The following is a 20,621-nucleotide window of genomic DNA, read 5'->3' as shown; positions in this document are numbered from 1 at the left end:
CGGACATGGCTGAAACTATCGATGTCGTGAAGTTCGAACTGGGTGGCGAGTGCTATGCCCTGGACATCCACCTGGCAAGGGAGATCGTGGAGATGATCCCGATCACCCCGGTTCCCAGAGCCCCGGCCCATATCGCCGGGCTGATCAATCTCCGGGGTGAGGTTACAACGGTCATCGACCTCGCCCCTCTCCTCAGCATTCCTGATCTGGAAACCGAGACGACAAAGAAGATCATCGTGTTGATGCCCGAGGCAACCGGCGGGGCGAACGTCGGGGTGATCGTCGGCGATGTCCACAGCGTCATCCAGGTATCGGAGAAGAATGTCGAGCAGATCGACGAGGGCCTCGGTACCGACGGCTTTGTGAAGGGGATCATCAAGAGCGGTGGCGAAGGCGCTGAAAAGGGTGTCGAGAAGGGCGAACTCGTGATCTGGCTGGATATGCTCAGGATCATGAAGGACAACACGAAGTACTGAGTGCGGTTCGCACCGCTTTGCGCACCCACCCTTCCAGACCGGGTATCGTCCTGATGTCTCGCGCCCGGTCGATGCCGTCGACCAGCACCTCGCCGGCCGGGACAATCCCGAGGTTCTCCATGAAGACCTCGACGACCGGTGCGAGACATGCAAAGTTCTCCTGGCCCTGCCGACCGCAGACTCCGAGGAGGAGGCCACAAGTACCCTCCATTCTTCTCCTCCCCGTGAAGTTCAGCGCCGCATGCAGGGCCTGGCAGCGATCGATGAGGGCCTTGAGCCCGGCCGGGACGGTGCTGGTGTAGACCGGCGTACAGACGACGAGGAGACGGGCACACCGCAGGGCGCGGACAACCCCTTCCATCTCGTCCTCGAAGGTGCAGGCACCGGTGTTGTAGCACTGGTAACACCCGATGCACGGATGGATCTCCATGTCGTCGGGCAAGAGCACCTGCACTGACTTCCTGGAGATTTTAACCTCTTCTGCGACCCATCCGGCGAGGATGCTGCAGTTCCCGTCGGCCCGCGGGCTTCCCTGGATGACGAGCACATCGGTGAGCGGGAGGGTTGGCAGGCGACGGGTCTGTTCTTTCGTGAGATATTCGAGAAAATCGAGGGGTTCGTCTTTCAATCTCTCCTCCCATATTCGGGCGCGCTGCCTGGCGACCGAGCGGGGGTCGAGGCCGACGGTAGGGGAGTATTCGTAGGTGTTGGTCCTGAAGACGGCGACCTCTTTTTTTCCGGCCCGGAGCGTGAGGGTGTAGCGCTCCATTGCGGGATACAGGACCGAGAGATCTTCTCTCTCGAGGGTGATGGTATACCTCCCCTCCGACGTCCGGACCTCTCGCTTTTCAAGGAGGGCCCGCTTCCAGGCCATGGTGAAGAGTGCACGGCCCCCGTTCATATACTCTCTGCCTGCAAACTTTTAAACTCGGACCGGATGTTCATCTGCCAGGACTCATGCCCACTTACTTCATCAGGTTCGACCTCCGGGGCGGAGACATGGCGCTCATGAAGATGCAGGTGCGGTGTGCCTGCCGGCACCGGATGGGCCTTGAGGTCGGTATCAGGTCGCAGCGAGACCTGGAGATCCTGAAGAATTTCCTGGCAGGCCTTCCCCGGGTGCCCGAGGTCTCAATACATATCCGGAGAGGGAAGGATTTTGAGTTTTATTTTTCAGACGACGAACCCTGCCGGAATAAACAGTATGTCGACGCGGCGGTCTCGCTCCTCGATGCGCTTCCCGGCATCTCGGTCGTCGTTCACGACGAGAGCGATCCGCACGCCCGAACCCTCTCGGCATCCGGGATGGAGGCATATGCCGGTGCCTGCAGGGCGATCGACCCTTCTCTCATGAGACGTGGAAAGATCCTGTACGTGGAGTTCAGCGGCCGCCTCGTACCCCGCGACTATATCGGACTGATGGAGTCGATCAGGGCGACCGGAATCGGATCAGTGGGAGCATGCATCGACACCGGGCATGTCTACTATTATTACCGGAAAAAAGTGGGGCAAAGGAGAGGAAAGGCCGTCGAGTCCATGAGCAGGTTCATCGGAGAGGTGAGGGCGACCGGCGTCCCGGTGTCGTATCATGTCCATGACTGCACCCCGGAGAGTCCTCATCCACGGTACCATGTCTTTGATCACCGGCCGGTGGGCGAAGGAGAGATCGGCCTCGGGGGGTTCAGGCGTATCGCCGGGTATCTTGCCGGAGAGAAGGTGACCCTTGAGATCCTGCCGCTCCCTGACCCCGGGAAGAATGCGCTCACCGATGAGGAGGTCGGCCTCCTGACCGGATATGCCGCGTCCCACGGGATCGACGAGGGCCGGGAGTTGCGGAACGGGAGGATCATGAAGCGAACACTGGAGGCGATGGTCGAGAGCAGGCGAATCCTGGACGATCTTCTTGCGTCTTTATGAAAAGCGTCCTTTCATTTGCCGTCGATCTCCCTGAACCGGATGAGGTCGGCGATACACCGGTTGTATGGGGTCTGGATCCCGAGTCTCTCCCCCTGCCCGGCGACGTAGCCGTTGAGGAGGTCGATCTCGGTCTTTCGCCCCGCCTGGATATCATAATACATCGAGGGGTAGGCGGTGGCGAAGTCGGGAACCTGCACCGAGAAGAGGTAGTCGAGGTAGTCTTTTGCAGACGGCCATGCCGTCCTGACGCCCCCTGCTTCCATCACGGCGAAGGTTTCGGAGACGATATGCTCGATCACGCTCCGCAGACGAAGGTCGGCCGCCTTCCCGACCGGTATGGAGAGGAGGGCGCAGATCGGATTTACCGAGAGGTTCAGGAGCGACTTCGACCATTTTGCCGACCTGATGTCGTTCACGGCCTCGACGAGAATGCCGGCCGAGCGTATCAGGGCGACAAGGCGTTGGAGACTCTCGTCATCGGGGCCTGACCAGAGGCCAAGGACCATCGGGCTGCTCTGACTCTTCGCCTTCACATGCCCGTCGCCGACGACCGAGAAGTTGGTGGTGACCGTGCCGCCGATGACGGTTCCGGCATATTCGGCGATGATCTCCTCGTTGCCGATCCCGTTCTGGAGACTGGCAACGGTGCTTCCCCTGAGCACGGCGGCGTATTCCTCGCAGATCGCCCTGGTATCAAAGCCCTTCGCTGTGATGATGACGAGATCCGGTGCAGACGGGGCCTCCTCGGGACCGGCGATGCAGGCGATCTCACGGACGATGCGGTCCCCCCAGACCCCTTCCATCACGAGACCGTCTCTTCGGACCGTCGCAGCATGGCGCGGCCTGCATGCGACGGCAACCCTGGCGACCCCCGCAAGTGCCCCGGCAAGAGAGAGGCCCACCCCTCCCGCACCAAGGATCAGGACAACAGGTCGTTTTGCCTCAGTCATAATTCTGCTATCTTACGACGCATGGCAGGATAACGGTATCCCGCTACCCACCTCTTCTGAGGGCGCCAGCCAGGGCCGCGGCCAGGGCAAGGATCGGCCCGACGACCAATCCAGCCCAGAGGAGGAAGCCGAGCAGCCCGACGCCGGCCATCTTCAGGACAAAGCCCTTCCGCTCCCTCTCCCTCCCTGCCCTGAGGGCGACGACCCCGAGGAGCATCGGGCCGAGGGCGAAGATGAGGGTGAAGAGGGCTGCAACGGCCCATCCGGTCTGCGCGATGGCGATCCCCATCTGGAGGAGGACCATCGCCCCCCCGCCGATGTACAGAAGCCCGGCCGCAAGGGCCAGGAGTCCGGGCAGATCGGGGCGCCGCGGTGCCCGGGCGAGGAAGACGGCCCCGATGGCCAGGGCCAGTACCAGGGGGCCGAAGACCAGGGCCGGAGACTGCCCCTCCCAGAGATGGACCCCGACCACCGAGAGCGGGACGCCGAGCCACTCGGAGGGAGAGAACTCCTCCCTGAATCCGACCGAGAGCCCGAAGTTCCCTTCGTCCCCGGCGACGGCGGCATAATAGGTGCCTGGCACGGTGGCGACGAGGGTGTACGCCGCCACAGGATAGAGTGCCGAGGGGGTGAAGGGTTCGTACTCAGGTTGATCAGGGGGAGCACTCTCCACGACGACGGCCGCGGCGTCGGGAGGGATCTCGACACCGGACGGAGTGGCACCTGATCCTGCGACCTCCGGCTCCATCACCACCAGTGTCGGTGGTGAGGCGGTGTGGTCCGGAGTGAAGAGGCCGAGGCGGAGTTCATCTCCCTCCTTAAGATCGAAGCGATAGTATTTCACCCCGCCACCAGGCGGGAGGGTGTCGTAGACCACCCAGGATTTTTCCGGGTTCTCGACCGGGAGGGCATGGTCGAGGTGATCGTTCTCTCCGCCCTGGACCGGGACATGGGCCGTGCCCGCGGTGCAGAGGCAGAGGACGAGCAGGCACGCGAGAGAGAGTGGTCCATAGTTGATGCTCATGCCCGCACCTGTTCCTGGAATTATATGAAACTGACTCTGCCCATTGGACCGGGACTGTGTCGGGGGTGATGGGGTTCTCTCTGCATCTGATATGAACGATCTATGGACTGTGTAAAGTCCCTTGATCCCTCTCCTCACGACAGGGCCGCGGACGGGAACAGAGTACCTCGTCGTTCAGAAGAGGGTTCTGGGATGGCCACTATCATAAATTCAATGTGTTTTTATGGGGGGAGCGAGGGCGAGGGGCCCGGTATGGTCTATGTTCGTCAATCTGCTGACACCTGGTGGGGGTCGCCGCACTGAGATTCATGGATTTTTCATCATGTCGCCCTGTCGGATGCGACAATTATGGGCCACGATTTTCGGATTTCATGGATGTTGGAGAAAGTATATATCGGGACGCATCCATGTGGGTAAACCTTCCGAGCAGGAAATCGGTCTTTAACTGGTTTGCCGGTTGAGGCGTACATAATTTCCGGTTCCGGGAGATAAGATGGCCATATTCTGGCCGAAACACGAGGGGGAATGGAATAATGATGCGAAAAACACTTGTGGCGTCACTTGTTCTGGTGGCCATCGCGGTCCTCGGGGTGGGTGCCGTCACTGCTGTCGAAGAGGACGACTTTAAAGTCGTCGTCGCGATGGCAACCGGGCAGTATGACCCGTCTGTCCCGCCCGAGGAAGGCGATCTTGCGATGTGGTTCCACAAGGATATCATGGGCCGCACAGACGAGGAGATCAACACGACCAGAGACGAGGCGACGGCCTACTTTGAGGAGACCTTCGGCATGAACTTCACCACAGTCCCTGAACCGGTCGCATTCGGTGTCGACCCGAGGAATGAGTACAGGGTCTACTATATCACCGGCATGGATGTCCCGATGGAGGGGTGGGTGCTGCGTGACGGCGGATTCATGGTGACGATCGAGAACGAGACGACACTCTATGGTACCTGGGGAGGCGAGGAAGGGAAGGTCGTGCCTGCGGGTGCGCTCTTCGTCTATGGTGACTACAACATCAACGTGACCAACGAGACCATGGAGAATGTCACCGATGAGACTTTAATGAATTACTCGGGTGTTTTCATGGCTCAGATGGATGAGAACATGACCAATGGTGAGAACGCGACCGTCGATGAGAACATCACTGATGGTGAAAATGTCACCGGCGATGAGAACATGACCGATGGTGAGAATGTGACCGTCGATGAAAACGTGACCGTCGATGAAAATATCACCGTTGACGAGAATGTGACGGTCGATGAAAACGTCACCGTTGATGAAAATGTGACCGTCGACGAGAATGTCACTATCGAACCGGAACCGATCGTCATCGAGCCTGAGCCCGCCGTCGAGCCGATCATCATCCACTACCAGTCTGCAGAGCCGATCATTCCTGACATGGTGAACGAAGGTCTCGCGTTCCGCTGCATCACCATCGCACCATGGGGCGAGGGGATTGCACAGGGCATCTCCTACCCGCAGACCGTCGACAACATGACTCAGGCAAACATCCGCAATATCCAGACCTACCCGGCGTACGCACCGGCAGGTGCCGATGTCCAGAGTTAATGCAGGAATGCCGAAATGATCTCTCTTCTTTTTTGAACCGTGACGCAAAAACGATCTGAAAGAATGGGGGGTGCCTGTTTTCCTGGCCCTTCAAACCCTGTGCTTGTGCATGAAATAGACGCCAAGCGAGATCGCCAGGATCGAGAGAGCCATGAAGAGCATGTCCTGTGAGGTATTGAACTCCATCGTGAGCACCCGCTGGAAGAAACTGACGATCAGCACCATGATGATGACCTTGATGATCTTGCTTTTGAGGTCGTCGAGGGTATAGATCTCGAGGATGTTGTTGTAATCTCCTTCTTTGCGTGCGATATCGATCTTTGAGATGAAGAGTTCGTAGATCCCGAAACTGAAGATCAACAGCACGACACCGATCAGATAGAAATCGATGGCCCCGACGATCCCGATCAGGATCTCCTCATGCATGACTGAGGCATCGGCGATCGAGATGCTGTGCGTCAGGGTCGTGACGACCTCGATCGAACCCGAGATAAAAAGCACGACCGCACTTAAGATCCCAAAAACGACGGCAAGCAACACGATGAAGCGAGAGTTCCAGAGACATGTCTCGATCGTCCGCTCGATCAAACTCTGTTCATCGTGATCCTTGACTCCAGGGGGTGAAGGTTGGGGGTCCATTTATCCCAGATAGTGGTTCCAGATGTGTACAAATAGTTTGCGAAAAATCCGTTTGGGAGGGAAATGGCAGGGGAGAGGGGTACCCCCTCATAACGGTGTGGTCTCAGTACTTCTCTCATTTTTCAGTTCTGTAGAACTAGGCATGAGCCCCGGGTTCAAGCATACGTGATGAAAATATCTCGTTGCAGTTCTCCAGAGTGCGGAGGGATACTTGATCCCTCTCCTCGCAACAGGGCACCTGAATGATACTGTTCAATTGCCGCCCCCCGGCGCAAGACGGCGGTGAAGATTCTACGATTGAGGGCGGCACGCCTGATCATCACGCCGTCCCCCATCTTCACGCCGGGGGCGCTCCGATAAGGACGGGAAGGCAGAGGGGGGTGAATCGTTCAGAGGGTGATCGTGTCCTCCGTCGATCCTTCATGCAGGGGCAAGGGTGTGGTCAGCCCCCGATGTTCACTCCTGAAGAGGAATTTTACAGAGCCCAACAAAACCCTTTCCTCATACGAGGGGTTCCATTGGATCTGGGTCAGATCATAATTTTTCGTGAACTAATGAGTCTAGAACTTTCCCGGAGACCTCATGCCGCCGGCACTGTCCCGTACCGCTCCTTCATGTGCCGTCTTGCCTTGCGATACAGCAACCTCTGGTAGGTGTTGAAGGTGTAGAATGAACGGAGGTACGGCAGCGGGTCTGTCACTCCCCTGAGCCTCCGGTAGATCCCGGCATAATTCTCCGGACCATACCGGTCCCAGAGGTAGCGGTTGACCACCCCCGCCTTCAGCAGATCGCCGAAGGCCTCCTCTGCGGCGTGGCCGTAGTCGAGGTCCTTGATGATACTCTGCGCGGCGAGGTGGCCGGACCTGAGGGCGTACAGGATCCCAAAACCCCAGAAGGGGTCCTGGAGGCCGGCAGCCTCCCCGGCGTACCGTCTTCCCTGATCCTGGAAGTGCGGCGGCAGGACAAACCTCCCCACCCCACCGCAGGGTTCTGGATCCCGCACCTCCAGGTCGACAAGTCTGGAGAAGGTCTGCTCGGCCTCTGCCAGGCAGGCCCCCGCCTCATCGAAGCACCTGGTCAGCATCGTGCAGAGGCAGCCGCGGCCGTTCATCACCAGGAGGTAGGCATACCCGTTTCTGGAGGCGGCGGTATTGACAAGCCCGTAGGCAAGGTCGTCCATCGAGGTCGAGAAGGTGTAGCCCTTTGCGACGGCATGCACCCCCCGCCTGTCGGGACCGGTGGCCACGATGTCGGCTTTCTCCTCCGGGAGGGTCTCATTGAACCTGATCTCGGCCCCGGCATCGTGGGCCTGCTCTTTGAGGGCATGGTCAAGACTGCCGGGTTCGCTCCCCCGCCTGACCAGATAGAAGGCAGGTTTCTGACAGGCAAAGGGGAGCACTTCCTGACCGTCGGAGACTGAGAGACAGGGGTAGGGGCGGTGCTCGAACGCGGGCCTGATCCCGATCATTTCGAGGCGCTCGATGACGTCGGTGGGATCCGACCAGTTTTCCAGGCCCTGGAGATCGCCCTTGAAGCGCATCCCGGCGTCCTCCCGTTTTTCGTACACCTCCACATTGTACCCCGCCTTCGCCAGGGTGACGGCCGCCGAGAGCCCGGCCGGGCCTGCACCCAGGATCCGGATCATATCCATATGGGATGTTCCTGCCGTTCCTGGCATATACGGATGGCGGTCGAACGCGGCCACCTCCTCTATATTTTATTGGGTGCTCCGGAAACTAAGTGGAGCATCTCTATACTTCCGGGCCAACAATCTATATTCATGTCATCGAGGACCACACCCGCTGATCGCTTTCAGACGACTGACACAGACAGTGAGTGCATCGGGCTTGACATGCATGTCCACACCTCCCACTCGCCCGACGCCGTGGTAGGGGCGGATGCCGTCGTCCGGGCATGGCAGACGCACCGGGTTCTGGCACTGGTCTGCGACCACGACACCGTCCGCGGCTCCGAAGAGGTCTACCGCCGGATCAGGGAGACCGACCCCGACGTACCCTTCATCCGCGCCGAGGAGATCTCGACGGCCGAAGGGGAGGTGATCGGCGCCTTCCTCACCGAGGAGATCCCACCGGGCCTCCCCGCCGCCGAGACCGTCGACCTGATCCGGGCGCAGGGTGCCATCTCGATCGTCCCCCACCCCTTCTGCGCCTTCAGGTCAAGCGCCATCGAGAGGCGCGCCCTTGAAGAGATCATCGGTCGGGTCGACATCATCGAGGGCTACAATGCCAGGAACATCTCGCCGGAGGCGAATCGTGCGGCCCAGGCGTACGGCCGGACCCACAAAAAAATGCTCTCGGTCGGTTCGGATGCCCACCTCCCCTTCGAACTCTGCCGCACCTTTGTTGAACTCGAACCCTTCGAGGGACCAGAAGATCTCCTCGCTCACCTCAAGAAAGGGACCGTCCATTTCATGGCCACCGATCCCGCAGTGCACACCGTTTCCCGGGCGGTGAAGGCCGTGAAGTGTTCCTGTCTTCTTCATGGAAATCACGGTATTTGCGGTCACGTATAATCAATACAGAACCATCGGGTCCGGTTTATTATTTGATAAATATATTTATATCTTTGATGGCCCGATCAGGATCCAGACCGGGTGCCTGAACCCCCCGCCAGCACACCGAAGTGTCCGGCCAGGCCCCGATGGTCCTGACCCCCCAGTCCTCTCTTCCGGCCCGGTCTTTTCAGGAGATGCTGAGATGCTCGATAACGAAACAGTGATCAGTGCGGTCTGCACCTATGCAGACACCGAAAAAGGCTTGTTGAGAGAGGGGATCGCAGCGGTCGGACTTCCGGAAGAGTTTGTGGCCGTCCTCCCCGAATATGAGGAACATTTTGGGGAGAGGAACCGGTTCCTCTGGCAGTGGTGCTGGAAGATCCTGTACGATCAGGATCCGGCATTCGGCTTCTCCTCGGTCCCGCCGGCATGCCGCAGGGACGCGGCGCTGGTCAAACTCTTCATCATCCTGGCCACCACCGTGACCGACGACGTCTCCGACCGACACCAGAACCGGCGGTTGCTTGAGGTGATGCTCCAGGTTCCGTTCAGGCGCGACGATCTGGAGATACCAACAGACCTGACGCCCGAAGAGGCGCACCGGGTCCGTTACCTCGCCACCCTCTTTGATGAAATCTACGCCCGGGTGGAAGCGGCCCCGCGCTGGGCCGAGTTCGGCGACCTCTTCTTCTTCGACCTTGCCCAGACCTGGAACTCGTTCTGGTATGCCTACCTCATCAACCGGCACCCCGAGGCGATCAGCCATGCCGAGAACCTCTCCTACAACTCGCACAACATGACCATCTACATCTGTGGGACCGTGGACGCCCTGTACTCACCCGCCCTCAGGCAGGAAGACCTCCCTCATCTCCGGGAACTGGTCTGGTACGGCCAACAGATGGTCAGGATCGGAAACTGGGTCGGCACCTGGGAGCGGGAGGTCGAGGAGGGCGACTACTCCTCCGGGGTGATGAGCTGGGCGCTGGCCTATGGACTCATCACGCCCGCCGACATCGCTGCTCACCGTGCCTCGGGTGACGATGCAGCCTTCCTCTCCTATCTCAGGGAGGCGAAAGTGGAGGAACGCCTTATGGAGGAGTGGGAGGAGGACCACCGGCGCGTGCGAGAGATCGGCAGGCAGATCCGATCGGTCGATGCCGCCGAGTACATCTGGGGGCTCGAAACCCTGATGGCCTACTTCCTCGCGTGCCGCGGATTGATCTAATACTTTTTTTGGGGTTTGTAGGGTTTTGGGCTCTGTAGAAAACTTCAACCATCTCCGCAAGGAGTCCCCGGTCTTCAGGCCGTGGAGGACTTGCAGTTCACGCACATAACCCTAATACTTTTGAGTGAAATAGGCCTATGTGCTCACCACAAAGACTGTCATCCTCAAGATGGACTGTCCTGATACCGATCTCCTTGACCGGACGGTACAGGCCTACACCGAGGGGATGAATTACGTCTCTGCGGTCGTGTACAAACTCGGGAAACCCAGGGGTTCTGCTGCCCTCCAGAAGATCGTCTACCCGACCCTCCGGGAACAGATTGGTCTCAAGTCCCAGATGTCCTGCAACGTCGTCCGACAGGTCACGGGAACCTACCAGACACTCCAGAAGCAGATCAAGGCAAAGAAGACCACGTGGCAGCAGATCACATACACCCCCAGCACGATGACCTTCTCCTTCGGACGGGACTTCACTCTCGACAGAGACGAGATCGGGCTTACCACCCTCGAAGGCCGAAGAAAGTATCATTTCTTCCGGTATTCTCACATGGAGCAATATCTCGACGGATCGTGGAAGTTTGGAGCTTCAAAGTTGGTGAAACACCAGGACGGGACGTATTACTTCCACCTCTGTTGTGAGAGGGAGACCAAGACCCGTGAGGTTATGGAGTCATCGACTTTCATGGGGGTTGATGTGGGCCAGACCTTCCTTGCGGTTGCCTCGACAACCGACAAAAAGTGTCGGTTTTTCTGTGGCGGGAAAGCCAAGGATCTCCGAAACATCTATTCTAACATGCGGAAACGGTTGCAGTCGAAGGGCACCCGGTCGGCAAAGAGGATGCTGAACCACCTCTCTGGCCGGGAGAGACGGCTTATGACTGATATGAACCACCGTGTTTCTAAGGAGATTGTTGAGTTTGCTGTTCAGAACAATGTTGATGTGATTGGACTGGAGGATCTTTCCGGGATCAGGGATCGGACAGAAACCTCGAAGAAGCAGAGATATACACATCACTCCTGGGCGTTCTTTGAACTTCAGTCCTTTATCGAGTACAAAGCAGGGGAAAAAGGCATATCAACGGTTCACGTCGATCCGGCCTATACCTCTCAGACCTGTCCTCGATGCAATCATATCAGCAAGAACAACAGGCACAGGAAATCGTTTGTCTGCGAATGTTGTGGACACTCGCTTCATGCCGACCTGATCGGGGCTCGGAACATTGAGTCCAGAGCACGCACCTACAGGTATACCTTGGAGGTGCAGGGGTGCAGTCAACCACCCACACGAGAACTATCGACACGATAGAGTCTCAAGCCCCGTCCTTCAGGGCGGGGTAGTTGACTCACGCTCCTCACACCCTGACAGCGAGGGAGAACACAACCCCTCGCCGCCCCCCGGCGCGAGAGAGCAACTTAGAGCATTCCTCGTCCTTCGGTTTGGGCGGCCCTTCGTTCGCCCGCCTGCCCTCCCCCATGCTCTCGTCGGGGGCGCTGGCCCCGGACTCCCGGGATGGCGATGGGGACAGGAAGGCGGGGGGTGATCATGAAGATGACGGTATCAGCCTCGCCGAACGGATTTCGATCGAGGGCAGGCACTGGCTCAAATTTCTCCTGAGGGGCTGTTGCGCCCACTTTATCGATCACATCCGGAGGGGGCGTCTCAGGCTCCCGATAGCGTTCGGCCTTGAGTTATCTCTCCTCCCTTCCCCCGGCGACCGTCCGCGCGAGGAGATGAATGTGGGCATAAAGAGAATAATATGCGATAAAAACCTCATATCTCCGTCTCCTTAAGGGTCGATAAGATTCAACCGGCATATGGGCATCTGGAAAAAAGGTCCGGGAGGTGGATTTGCCCCTGCCCTTACATGGTACCTAATGAGGGGTGAACACATACTTGTAAGGAATGCAAGAATATTGTGGCTTCTCAAGTTTTCCCATCTCCCCGAATATCCTCAAGGCAATAGAAGATATGGGCTTTGAGGAGCCAACACCTATCCAGAAACTCGCTATCCCTCAGATCTTGGAAGGAAAGGACGTGACCGGTCAGGCCCAGACCGGTACTGGCAAGACGGCGGCATTCGGGATTCCGCTCGTCGAAAAGATCAGTCCAGAGGATCCCCGGACACAGGCGTTGATTCTCTCTCCGACGCGCGAACTTGCCCTCCAGACCTCAGGCGAGATCAAAAGGCTTTCCCGCCACCAGGGAAATCTCTCTGTCGTTCCGATCTATGGAGGTCAACCGATCGGAAGACAGTTCGGAGCACTGCGGCACGGGGCGCAGATCATTGTCGGGACACCGGGACGGGTGATCGATCACCTGGAGCGCGGTACTCTCTCTCTTGACGCTGTGCAGACCGTCGTCCTCGACGAGGCCGACCAGATGCTGGACATGGGTTTCAGGGAGGACATCGAGCGGATCCTCTCGGAGACTCCGGAAGACCGCCAGACCGTCCTCTTCTCGGCGACGATGCCGGGACCGATCCGGGATATCTCGCGCCGCTTCCAGCGAGACCCGGCGTTTGTACGGGTGCAGCAGAAAGAGATGACCGTCCCGCAAGTCGAGCAACTCTCGGTGACGGTGCGGGGGAGGGAGAAGCCCGAGGTGCTCTCCATGCTCCTCCAGATCTACAACCCGGAACTTACGATCGTCTTCTGCAACACCAAGCAGGGTGTGGACGACCTCACCACTCAGCTCCATACCCTCGGGGTCAGGGCTGAGGCGCTCCACGGCGGGATGAAGCAGGTGCAGCGCGATCGGGTGATGGGCAGGTTCAGGAACGACGCCATCGATGTGCTCATCGCCACCGACGTCGCCGCCAGGGGGATCGATGTCGAGGACGTGGAGTTGGTCATCAACTACGACCTTCCCCAGGACATAGAATATTATATCCACCGGATCGGGCGGACGGCCAGGGCCGGGCGTGGCGGCCGTGCGATCACCTTTGTCGGACCGCGGGACGGCTACCGGCTGAGGGCGATCCAGCGCCATTCCAGGGCCAGGATCCACAACCTCCCGGTCCCGACCAAGCGGGATGTTGAGGAGAGCAGAATGCGCAATCTGGCTGAAAAGGTCAGGCAGACGATCGAGGAAGGAGACCTTGACCGGTACGCCGGGATCGTCGACCGGGTGATCGGCGAGGATGATCTCTCCGCCCAGGATGTTGCGGCGGCCCTCCTGAAGATGATGCTCAGTCATGGGACGACGCGGCCAAAGTCAACTGCTGCGGAACCTGAGGATAGGGGAGAAGTCGAGGTCGGAATGACTCGTCTCCACCTCAATGCCGGCAAAGACCGCAACATCAGACCCAAGGATATTGTTGGGGCTCTGGCCGGTGAGACCGGGATTCCGGGACGGTCCATCGGGGCGATCCGGATCGAAGACAACAACACTTTCGTCGAGGTGCCCGAGGAGTCCGCAAAGACCATCGTCGAGCGGATGAAGGGAAAGAGCATCGGGAGCGTCCGTCTCATCGGCGGAACGTGCCTCACCATCGCGACGCCGACTAATCGGTGAGAAGAATACTCTTTTTTTTGCGAATCTGATCATCAGGGCCCGAACGCTTCCCTCACTCTTGTGGCCTGGTACATCCCCCCGTGTGCGAGATAGATCTGCTTGGGCCTGCAGGCCAGCACTTTTCTGACACTCTCTCTGATCTCTTCCTCGCTCTCCCCCCAGAAGGGAAGGCCGGGCTTTCCTGACAGGATCGAAGGGTTGATGAGATCCCCGACGAGGGCATCGCCACTCTCCAGGACGGCCGAGACACTGCCGGGGGTGTGGCCGGCCGTCGTAATCACCCTGCCCCTGACACCGAAGGGCGCCAGGTCGAGTTCGTCCTTGATGAGAATGTCGGGCTCGCAGGCAGGGTACCTGGAGTATGCCTCCCGCTCGAAGAACCACCCGGTCAGTCTCCCCACCATACTGAGCGGATGGATCTGACCCTGAAGGCCGTTCCTGAGATTTTCTGCGTCCAGACAATGAATCGCGATTCGGGCTCCGGTCCTCTGTCGCAGGGCCGCGGCGCTCCCGGCATGGTCGGCATGACAGTGGGTGAGGAGGATGAGGGTGACGCCTTCAGGGGCTGAGCCCGTCTCTCTGAGTTTTTCCAGGATCGTCTCCTCGCTCCCGGGGTACCCCGTATCGACCACGATCACTCCCTCTTCCAGCACCAGATAAGCGCTCATCATCCGCAGAGGCACCCGGATGATCCTGGTGGGCGGTCGGGCTGCGTCTTCTTGCATTATCTCTCCCGGCGGCGAGATGGGGGCCGTGAGATATAGGGGTGTCGGTGGACCGTCTCAGAGGCCGCGATACCGTTCGTCCATGAATGTGGCTTTTTTTTCCGCATAGGTTCCGGACAACTGAAACACCGATTTCTCAAGGCTCTTCTCCGGATTTTTCTGGAGCAATATGCCATAGTCAAGGAGACGGTGCAGTGCCGCCCGCAGACTGTTCTGGTCCAGACCGATCTTTCCCTCCCGTCTCTGCTGCGTCAGGTATGCGATCAGGTACTGATACCACCCCTGGGTATACTTGCCCTCGCCCTCGCGGAAACACCGTTCAATGGTCCCAAAAATGATCCCCCACTCCCGGAGATTTGGTTCCCGCTGCTGGTATTCTTCTGAGGTGATCATCTCGTCGTCGTCGGAGAAGTAGTCGAGGTACCAGTCCCCGCTGTCCCTGGTGTGGATTTTTATCGGGAGAAGACACTCGTCGCCGATGTACCTGATAAATTTTCCAAAATTGGAAAAACCATAGGACTTTTCGTTGAATGAAGGGTCGAGTCTGAGCATCTGGTTTTTGATCGCGGCCAGGTGCAGTCCTCTTCCTTCGTCGACCCTGGAGAGTATGACCTTTTCGAGCAGTTCGATCGCATCTTTCAACTTCTTCTTCTCTTCATGGGGTTTTTCGATCCCGGCGATCGTCTCATATGAGATGAACTTGTCGCAATTTTTCATAATAAACGGACTGGTGAAACCATCCCCGCTGATCACCGTCACATACTTCCCATATTCTCTCAACTTCTGGATGAGCGGGAGAAAATCGCTGTCTCCGGATACGATTGCAAAGGTGTCGATGAAGTCGTTCTTCAGTGCCAGGTCGACGGCGTCAATGGCGATTTTAATGTCCGCGCCGTTTTTCCCGCTGTTTGTGATGGCTGTTCGTTCGATCAGTTCGATCCCGTGTTCGATCAGGCCTTCCCGATAGGCCTGGTAAGATACCCAGTCGCCGTACGCTCTCCTGACAACGACGGTGCCCATCTCAGAGAGTTCTTTGATAACCGGTCCGATTGAGAAACTCCGATTATATCCTCTCTTTATCCCGATCTCGATATTGTCAAAATCGATGAAGAGTGCGATTGAATCTGATTTAGTATCCATTCCAACATGCAATAGATATATTGGTGCATATAAACATCTCGATATCTGACCGGAAGTGATCAGTTCCTGACTTCTGGTGTTGTGTCATCAGTCAAATGTGTGATACTTTTTTCGTAACTTTCTGGTTCCGCACCATCTCCCTTCTCGCCCTGGGTGCATGGTCATAGTGATTGCCAGAAAGAGAGCGTGCAGAGCATGGTGCCGCCCCCCCGGCTCTCTTCATCGTGGGGGGCCCGGCGCGAGAGAGCAGGGTAATGTTTCTCATTCTTCTGTTGGGGGCGGCACGTCTGATCGACGTGCCTTCCCGCAAGTTCGTGCCGGGGGCTCTGCCCCCGGCACCGGGTTTGGGAAGGTGTGATGATCAGATGTGCCGCCCTCATCGCAGGATCTTTCTCGCCGTCTCGCGCCGGGGGTTTCACCCCCGGACTCCCACGACGAAGATAGGTGGGGGTGGCGATGGAACACGGTCTCCCCCAAATCTCCTGTCTTAATATGGGAGAGCAAGCGACGAGAAATTTTCATCCCGTATGCTTGAGGCGTGATCCCGCCTCATGCCGAATCTACAGAGCCGAAAAATTAGAAAATTACTGGTGTCCTGGAGGGTGTCTGCAGAGACATGGTTTTTTTATGCTCTGCACCGATGAGGGAACGATGATCGATGCAAAAGCGGTGCTGCTCGATATCGAAGGAGTGCTCCATGTCGGCGGCGTGCCGGTGCCCGGCGGGGCGGCGGCGGTGGAAGCATTGCAGGAGGTTGGGATCCCCTTCAGATGCGTCTCCAACACGACCCGCCGCTCCCGCGCCTCGCTGGCGGCCATGCTCCGGGACATCGGGTATGAGATCCCTGAGAAATTCATCTTCACTCCCTCGCTCGCAGCCGCCCGGGAGATCGAACAGCGCGGTGGCGGACGGTGTTTTCTGCTCGCCACCGGCGATGTGCATACCGACTTCCTGTCGGCCGGCATCCCGCTCGGTGCAAAAGATGCCAGGTTCGTCGTCGTCGGGGATGCCGGGGACGAGTTCACGTATGAGTCGATGAACCGCGCCCTCAGGCTCCTCCTCAGGGGTGCGGATCTCATCGCTCTTGAGAAAGACCGTTATTGGCGGGGCGCAGAGGATCTCATGCTCTCTGCCGGGCCGTATGTGGCAGCCCTCGAGTACGCCGCCGGGAATATGGCCCATCTTGTCGGGAAACCTTCGAAGGCCTTCTTCACCCTTGCCCTCGATGACATGGGAGTGGCTCCTGAAGATGCGGTCATGATCGGGGACGACATCGCAACCGATATCGGCGGGGCGAAAAATGCCGGGATGAAGGCATTCCTGGTCAGGACCGGGAAATACCGGGAGGAACTCGTACAGAAGGCGAAGGTGGCGCCCGATGAGATCATCGACTCGGTGGCGGCCCTGGCCGAGGTGGTGAGGTTGCGGTGAGAAACGATGGTCACGCTCTTGAAGGAATAATCGCGGTTCCTCCATCAGTCAATCACCTCCTCTTTCCGCCCGTCCCGGTGACCCGGGGATCGCTGAAACAATGCGTTCCACCTCTTCCAGGATATCATCCGGGCAGCATAATAGGTCTAGAATGGCTATAAGGGAGGCTAGGGGAGATTAAAATTGCAGCATCCAGAAAAATGAGAATTTTTTTCGAATCAAACATTTATAAAGTCCCCGTCTCACCCGTAAACCCGAAGTCAAGTCCGAACCCTATAAATAGTGTTCCTGTGAACATTTCTACAAATCGATGTGTCTCTGACCTCTTTTTTTAAATAGGGATGAATGGCGGACAGAGACCTTCGTTACAGGAGTGAGCATGTTCAGCAATGGCACCGCTATATTAGCCGCATTTATCGTCTACCTGGGCGCAATGGTCGTCATCGGGTTCTTGTATTACAACAAAACAAACACGGTCAGCGATTACATCCTCGGGAACAGGGGGTTGAACCGCTATGTTGCAGCACTCAGTGCCGAAGCCTCGGATATGAGTGGCTGGCTGCTCATCGGCCTCCCGGGGCTGGCCTATCTCTCCGGCATGAGTGCCGTATGGGTAGCGCTCGGGCTCATCGTCGGCACATTCCTGAACTGGAAATTTGTCGCCAAACGCCTGCGTGTCTATACCCAGAAAGCCAACGATTCGCTGACCCTCCCCGACTTTTTCAAGAATCGCTTCAACGATCGATCCGGTCTGATCAGCGCGATTGCAGCGGTGTTTATTCTGATCTTCTTCCTGATCTACACCTCCGCACAGTTCGTCGCCGGCGGGAAACTTTTCAATACCGTCTTCGGCCTCGACTACACCACGGCGCTGCTGATCGGTTCGCTGATTGTCGTCGCCTATACCTTCACTGGTGGGTTCAAGGCGGTCTGTCTCACCGACTTCATTCAGGGGACGCTGATGTTCTTTGCTCTCTTGATGGTCCCGATCATGGCCATCCTCCTTCTTGGCGGGCCCGGTGCCACCGTCACCGGGATCGAGCAGGTCGACCCCGCGCTCCTCAACCCCTTCATGGACGCGGAGACCGGTCTGCCTCTCACCGCCATTGCGATCATCTCCAGTCTCGCATGGGCGCTCGGGTATTTTGGTCAGCCTCATATCCTGGTCAGGTTCATGGCGATCAGAAGACCTGAGGAGATCAGAGAGGCGAGATCGGTCGCCATGGTCTGGGTTACCATCTCTCTCCTTGCTGCGGTTGCGATCGGTCTGATCGGCCGCGCCTATCTGAACCAACCTCTTCTGGGCCCTGATGCCGAGACGGTCTTTATGGTGATGACCAGCGAGGTATTCTTCTCGTTCCTTGCGGGTATCGTGCTCTGCGGGATCCTCGCGGCGATCATGAGCACGGCATCCTCTCAACTCCTGGTCAGCGCCTCGGCGGTCTCGCAGGATCTCTACAAGTCTTTCTTCAGACATGAGGCAAGCGAGAAGGAACTGATCTGGGTGAGCCGTTTCTCCGTTCTCTTTGTTGCTCTGCTGGCTATTTTCCTCGCGCTCGATCCCGAGAGCAGCGTCTTCAAGATCGTCTCCTATGCCTGGGCCGGTTTCGGCGCGACCTTTGGCCCGGTGATCCTGATGGGTCTCTTCTGGAAGCGGACGACGCGGCAGGGGGCCCTCGCCGGGATCGTCGTCGGTGGGTTGACGGTCCTGATCTGGAAGTGGTTTGGATTCTTCGGGCTGTACGAGATCGTGCCCGGGTTCATCCTCTCGATGCTTGCGATCTATGTCGTCAGCAAAATGACGCCTGAGCCTGAGCCCGAAATCGTAGCGGTCTTTGAGGAGACTGAAAAAGAACTTCAGAAGAGTGAGTGTTGAAGGAATCTTCGATCTTTTTTTCTGCCTTTTTTCGGGACGACCCTCTGATCCCCCGATCTGAGCATGCATCAACCGCCTTCCCTCTCGGGAACCGAGCACTTCGCCGCCCCCCGGTGAGAGAGCCGGGTAAAGTTTCTCGTTCTTCTGGCGGGGCGGCCCTTCTGATCGCCGTGCCTTCCCCCTACGCTCTCGCCGGGGGCTCTGCCCCCGGAACCCCCGTGATTGCGATAGGGTGGGAAGGCGGGAGGGGAATCGTTCAGAGGGGGTTTTCGTCCTCTGCCGGTCCATCACGGAGGGGCAAGGGTGTGAGCAGCCCCTCATGGTCATTCCAGAAGAGGAATGCAACAGAGCCGAAAGGCCGGGGTTATCAGATAGTCCTGAGAAGAATTGCCATATCAAACCAGAGGGGAAAAATGAGGGGATTGCTTATCTCAGGGATGCGATCCCCTTGTAGTCGATGGCATTTACGAAGGTGTCGAGATCTGCCTTTGACCCCGCATCTATCGACACATAGACCATAAACCGGTCATCGATTCCGACCCATTTTGCGTAGGTCTGGAGATCTTTCTCATAGGATTCCCAGGACGGATAACCCTGGACCTCGCCGGACTTGAGATAGCCGTCGGTGGTCTCGTACGAGAATTTGCTCTCCCAGAACTCCCATCCTCCGACAGCATAATAGGCGGAGTCATAGATGACAAGTTCCGCGGTCGTCTCCTCGTTGGCATCGTTGCAATAACTCAGGGTTGCCATGCTCCACGTCCCCTCGTCGATCTGGTTGGTGATGCCGAAGGGCTCTTCCGCGGTCCAGCCTGACGGGGCTGCGGGCAGATAGGTGATCAACTCTTGATAACCGACCGCCTTGACGCTTCCCGCCTCTGGTCTCTGTTCCTCGCCGGCGGAGAGATCTGCACTCGGGCCGGAGTCGCCGCTGCCGGTTGCACCGGTGGTAACTGGCTCCTGACCTTTTTCTTCGTCTGTACTGGAAGATGCGCATCCTGCAATACAGCAGGCGGCGATAAGCATCAATACACAGATAATGGGCGCTGCTTTCATCAGATGTCCCTCGGATCATGAACATCACGATCAGATATAAACATTCTCAAATATTCGGTGGAGTATGGGCGAGCATGTTGGATGATAAAGATACTTGGGGTAATAAAAAATCAGATTGATGTATTAAATGGCGTATTCATGTGCGGCAATAAAATGTATTGCATGGAACAGAATAGAGGGATTGACCTCAATATTATGACATATTATTGGATTATGGTCCATATAAAATCTTATTAAAGTAAATTGGCGCCGATAAGCCAATTAATCTTCACCCTGGCCCCTAAATGCCCGAAAATATTGGGGCATCCTCCGTCTGCTCTCCTTCCCCGCACCCGCCTGTTGCAGGTGGATCCATACTCATCCATCCTCTCCGCCGGGATCAGGCCTCAAAAACCCCGATAAATCTCATAATCCTGGTTCCAATCATTGGGAAACACCCGGGATGTCGAGATCCTCATCGCGGCTCGATCGGTTCCATCTTCAAACCTCAATATCCCGGAAAGACGGACAATATGGGGGTACCTCACTGATCCCGGAACCGGAGTATCCGTACCAAAAAGAG

The 20,621-nt window shown here is 57.7% G+C and carries 18 protein-coding genes; 10 read left to right on the top strand and 8 right to left on the bottom strand.

The window, feature by feature from the left end; all coding sequences use genetic code 11:
* Positions 1–5: 5 nt before the first annotated feature.
* A complete protein-coding gene (locus RJ40_RS02775) occupies positions 6–476 on the top strand; it encodes a chemotaxis protein CheW (RefSeq protein ID WP_265581829.1) in 471 nt (156 codons plus the stop codon).
* Here RJ40_RS02775 and RJ40_RS02770 read toward each other — a convergent pair.
* Positions 451–1,377, bottom strand: a complete 927-nt coding sequence (locus RJ40_RS02770) for a flavodoxin family protein (protein WP_265581828.1) — start codon at positions 1,375–1,377, stop codon at positions 451–453. The genes RJ40_RS02775 and RJ40_RS02770 overlap by 26 nt on opposite strands.
* Positions 1,378–1,475: 98 nt before the next feature.
* Between RJ40_RS02770 and RJ40_RS02765 the strand changes: the two genes are divergently transcribed.
* Positions 1,476–2,393 (top strand): hypothetical protein, encoded by a 918-nt coding sequence (locus RJ40_RS02765; protein ID WP_265581827.1) that lies wholly within the window; start codon positions 1,476–1,478, stop codon positions 2,391–2,393.
* Positions 2,394–2,404: 11 nt separating this feature from the next.
* On the opposite strand, the gene RJ40_RS02760 is transcribed toward RJ40_RS02765, so the two are convergent.
* Together RJ40_RS02760 and RJ40_RS02755 are read right to left on the bottom strand one after the other, a co-directional pair.
* Complete coding sequence (locus RJ40_RS02760) at positions 2,405–3,343, bottom strand: ketopantoate reductase family protein (protein WP_265581826.1); 939 nt, start codon at positions 3,341–3,343, stop codon at positions 2,405–2,407.
* A gap of 43 nt (positions 3,344–3,386) precedes the next feature.
* On the bottom strand, positions 3,387–4,367 hold the full coding sequence (locus tag RJ40_RS02755) for a hypothetical protein (RefSeq protein WP_265581825.1): 981 nt from the start codon (positions 4,365–4,367) through the stop codon (positions 3,387–3,389).
* Between the two features lie 533 nt (positions 4,368–4,900).
* Between RJ40_RS02755 and RJ40_RS02750 the strand changes: the two genes are divergently transcribed.
* Positions 4,901–5,938 (top strand): LbetaH domain-containing protein, encoded by a 1,038-nt coding sequence (locus RJ40_RS02750; protein WP_265581824.1) that lies wholly within the window; start codon positions 4,901–4,903, stop codon positions 5,936–5,938.
* 90 nt (positions 5,939–6,028) lie between these two features.
* On the opposite strand, the gene RJ40_RS02745 is transcribed toward RJ40_RS02750, so the two are convergent.
* Entirely contained in the window at positions 6,029–6,439 is a 411-nt protein-coding gene (locus RJ40_RS02745; protein WP_265582595.1) for a YqhA family protein, read from the bottom strand.
* On the opposite strand from RJ40_RS02745, the gene RJ40_RS02740 reads away from it, so the two are divergent.
* Positions 6,363–6,542 (top strand): hypothetical protein, encoded by a 180-nt coding sequence (locus tag RJ40_RS02740; RefSeq protein WP_265582634.1) that lies wholly within the window; start codon positions 6,363–6,365, stop codon positions 6,540–6,542. The genes RJ40_RS02745 and RJ40_RS02740 overlap by 77 nt on opposite strands.
* 615 nt (positions 6,543–7,157) lie before the next feature.
* Here RJ40_RS02740 and RJ40_RS02735 read toward each other — a convergent pair.
* On the bottom strand, positions 7,158–8,228 hold the full coding sequence (locus RJ40_RS02735; protein WP_322743888.1) for an NAD(P)/FAD-dependent oxidoreductase: 1,071 nt from the start codon (positions 8,226–8,228) through the stop codon (positions 7,158–7,160).
* A 129-nt stretch (positions 8,229–8,357) separates the two neighbouring features.
* On the opposite strand from RJ40_RS02735, the gene RJ40_RS02730 reads away from it, so the two are divergent.
* The 4 genes from RJ40_RS02730 (at position 8,358) to RJ40_RS02715 (ending at position 13,831) form a co-directional block, all read left to right on the top strand.
* Positions 8,358–9,110, top strand: a complete 753-nt coding sequence (locus tag RJ40_RS02730) for a PHP domain-containing protein (protein WP_265581823.1) — start codon at positions 8,358–8,360, stop codon at positions 9,108–9,110.
* A gap of 184 nt (positions 9,111–9,294) precedes the next feature.
* Positions 9,295–10,317 (top strand): hypothetical protein, encoded by a 1,023-nt coding sequence (locus RJ40_RS02725; protein WP_265581822.1) that lies wholly within the window; start codon positions 9,295–9,297, stop codon positions 10,315–10,317.
* A 139-nt stretch (positions 10,318–10,456) separates the two neighbouring features.
* Positions 10,457–11,623 (top strand): RNA-guided endonuclease InsQ/TnpB family protein, encoded by a 1,167-nt coding sequence (locus tag RJ40_RS02720; protein WP_265581821.1) that lies wholly within the window; start codon positions 10,457–10,459, stop codon positions 11,621–11,623.
* A gap of 597 nt (positions 11,624–12,220) precedes the next feature.
* A complete protein-coding gene (locus RJ40_RS02715; RefSeq protein ID WP_265581820.1) occupies positions 12,221–13,831 on the top strand; it encodes a DEAD/DEAH box helicase in 1,611 nt (536 codons plus the stop codon).
* A gap of 32 nt (positions 13,832–13,863) precedes the next feature.
* Here the strand turns inward: RJ40_RS02715 and RJ40_RS02710 are convergent, their stop codons facing one another.
* Together RJ40_RS02710 and RJ40_RS02705 are read right to left on the bottom strand one after the other, a co-directional pair.
* Positions 13,864–14,556 carry an MBL fold metallo-hydrolase gene (locus RJ40_RS02710; protein ID WP_265581819.1) on the bottom strand — a complete coding sequence of 231 codons (693 nt, stop codon included), beginning with the start codon at positions 14,554–14,556 and terminating at the stop codon, positions 13,864–13,866.
* 57 nt (positions 14,557–14,613) lie between these two features.
* Positions 14,614–15,696, bottom strand: a complete 1,083-nt coding sequence (locus RJ40_RS02705; protein ID WP_265581818.1) for an NYN domain-containing protein — start codon at positions 15,694–15,696, stop codon at positions 14,614–14,616.
* Positions 15,697–16,347: 651 nt separating this feature from the next.
* Between RJ40_RS02705 and RJ40_RS02700 the strand changes: the two genes are divergently transcribed.
* Together RJ40_RS02700 and putP are read left to right on the top strand one after the other, a co-directional pair.
* Positions 16,348–17,127 (top strand): TIGR01458 family HAD-type hydrolase, encoded by a 780-nt coding sequence (locus RJ40_RS02700; RefSeq protein ID WP_265581817.1) that lies wholly within the window; start codon positions 16,348–16,350, stop codon positions 17,125–17,127.
* A gap of 379 nt (positions 17,128–17,506) precedes the next feature.
* Entirely contained in the window at positions 17,507–19,003 is a 1,497-nt protein-coding gene (gene putP, locus RJ40_RS02695) for a sodium/proline symporter PutP (RefSeq protein WP_265581816.1), read from the top strand.
* 426 nt (positions 19,004–19,429) lie between these two features.
* Here putP and RJ40_RS02690 read toward each other — a convergent pair whose 3' ends face one another.
* Positions 19,430–20,059 carry a hypothetical protein gene (locus RJ40_RS02690; RefSeq protein ID WP_265581815.1) on the bottom strand — a complete coding sequence of 210 codons (630 nt, stop codon included), beginning with the start codon at positions 20,057–20,059 and terminating at the stop codon, positions 19,430–19,432.
* Positions 20,060–20,621: the final 562 nt, after the last annotated feature.

It is taken from the genome of Methanofollis aquaemaris (genome assembly GCF_017357525.1).
Lineage (GTDB): Archaea > Halobacteriota > Methanomicrobia > Methanomicrobiales > Methanofollaceae > Methanofollis > Methanofollis aquaemaris.
The sequence above is the reverse complement of the archived record's forward strand: the minus strand, read 5'-3'. Positions and strand labels throughout refer to the sequence as shown.

Bases quoted from the DNA above. Each gene is read 5' to 3' on its own strand.
- RJ40_RS02725 (WP_265581822.1), top strand. From the start codon at position 9,295: ATGCTCGATAACGAAACAGTGATCAGTGCGGTCTGCACCTATGCAGAC.
- RJ40_RS02700 (WP_265581817.1), top strand. From the start codon at position 16,348: ATGATCGATGCAAAAGCGGTGCTGCTCGATATCGAAGGAGTGCTCCAT.
- RJ40_RS02715 (WP_265581820.1), top strand. From the start codon at position 12,221: ATGCAAGAATATTGTGGCTTCTCAAGTTTTCCCATCTCCCCGAATATC.
- RJ40_RS02755 (WP_265581825.1), bottom strand. From the start codon at position 4,367: ATGAGCATCAACTATGGACCACTCTCTCTCGCGTGCCTGCTCGTCCTC.
- RJ40_RS02770 (WP_265581828.1), bottom strand. From the start codon at position 1,377: ATGAACGGGGGCCGTGCACTCTTCACCATGGCCTGGAAGCGGGCCCTC.
- RJ40_RS02740 (WP_265582634.1), top strand. From the start codon at position 6,363: ATGACTGAGGCATCGGCGATCGAGATGCTGTGCGTCAGGGTCGTGACG.
- putP (WP_265581816.1), top strand. From the start codon at position 17,507: ATGTTCAGCAATGGCACCGCTATATTAGCCGCATTTATCGTCTACCTG.
- RJ40_RS02705 (WP_265581818.1), bottom strand. From the start codon at position 15,696: ATGGATACTAAATCAGATTCAATCGCACTCTTCATCGATTTTGACAAT.
- RJ40_RS02765 (WP_265581827.1), top strand. From the start codon at position 1,476: ATGGCGCTCATGAAGATGCAGGTGCGGTGTGCCTGCCGGCACCGGATG.
- RJ40_RS02750 (WP_265581824.1), top strand. From the start codon at position 4,901: ATGATGCGAAAAACACTTGTGGCGTCACTTGTTCTGGTGGCCATCGCG.
- RJ40_RS02760 (WP_265581826.1), bottom strand. From the start codon at position 3,343: ATGACTGAGGCAAAACGACCTGTTGTCCTGATCCTTGGTGCGGGAGGG.
- RJ40_RS02690 (WP_265581815.1), bottom strand. From the start codon at position 20,059: ATGAAAGCAGCGCCCATTATCTGTGTATTGATGCTTATCGCCGCCTGC.
- RJ40_RS02710 (WP_265581819.1), bottom strand. From the start codon at position 14,556: ATGCAAGAAGACGCAGCCCGACCGCCCACCAGGATCATCCGGGTGCCT.
- RJ40_RS02775 (WP_265581829.1), top strand. From the start codon at position 6: ATGGCTGAAACTATCGATGTCGTGAAGTTCGAACTGGGTGGCGAGTGC.
- RJ40_RS02735 (WP_322743888.1), bottom strand. From the start codon at position 8,228: ATGGATATGATCCGGATCCTGGGTGCAGGCCCGGCCGGGCTCTCGGCG.
- RJ40_RS02730 (WP_265581823.1), top strand. From the start codon at position 8,358: ATGTCATCGAGGACCACACCCGCTGATCGCTTTCAGACGACTGACACA.